Source organism: Vibrio sp. D173a (genome assembly GCF_030248475.1).
Map to the genome: position 1 here is coordinate 1 of NZ_JAHGAH010000824.1, position 647 is coordinate 647.

2 protein-coding genes are annotated in these 647 nt (G+C 35.4%); both read left to right on the plus strand.

Annotation, left to right across the window (positions count from 1 at the left end):
* Positions 1 to 193: hypothetical protein (locus tag KIV40_RS29565; RefSeq protein WP_285352818.1), on the plus strand; the 193-nt coding region annotated here is incomplete at its 5' end.
* Between the two features lie 255 nt (positions 194 to 448).
* The coding region (locus KIV40_RS29570) for a hypothetical protein (protein ID WP_285352820.1) at positions 449 to 647 on the plus strand (199 nt) is incomplete at its 3' end.

Genomic DNA, 647 nt, shown 5'->3' on the forward strand with positions numbered 1-647 from the left:
CAATGGCGTAATCAAAATCTTGGGTAACGAGGTAGACTTCGAAACTTCGGAACATTCCTACAAGTTAACTTGGATTAACGATAACGGTGGCAATAAAGACCATTGTGAAATCACTTTGATGCGGACAGGTCAATCATTACGAGGCCAATATAAAATTGTTACTAAGTCGGATAACCAGTATATCTTAGAATGAAGCGATAATTCAAGCTGTTTCAAAATCTGAGACTTCAGACTTAATCTTATCTTGGTAATGAAAAGCTCTAGTTATGATTCTTTAGCTAGAGCTTTAACTTATACCTAGTAAAAACTTGATCTGCGCCCGTGTTAGTGCAACTAAGTATTCATTAGTTAACTATTAAAACTGGTAGTTAAACGCATCTTATCAAGTACTTTATTTAGTTTTCCGTTCAACTTGCTAACTTATAGCTTGGTGCAATTGGAGAACATTATGAAATCACAGAATTTATATTGCGTAAGTGATTGGCAGAGTTACGTTCTTGTAGTAGCAACTGATCACAATGAAGCAGTTGTAAATACTTATAGAGACCGTTTTAGAAAAATCAGCAACGCTGAGTTAACAGAAAATACTCTGACTCATGCAATGTGTTGTAAGTATGAGGGTCGTTTGGGTGATTTACTCGAAAACT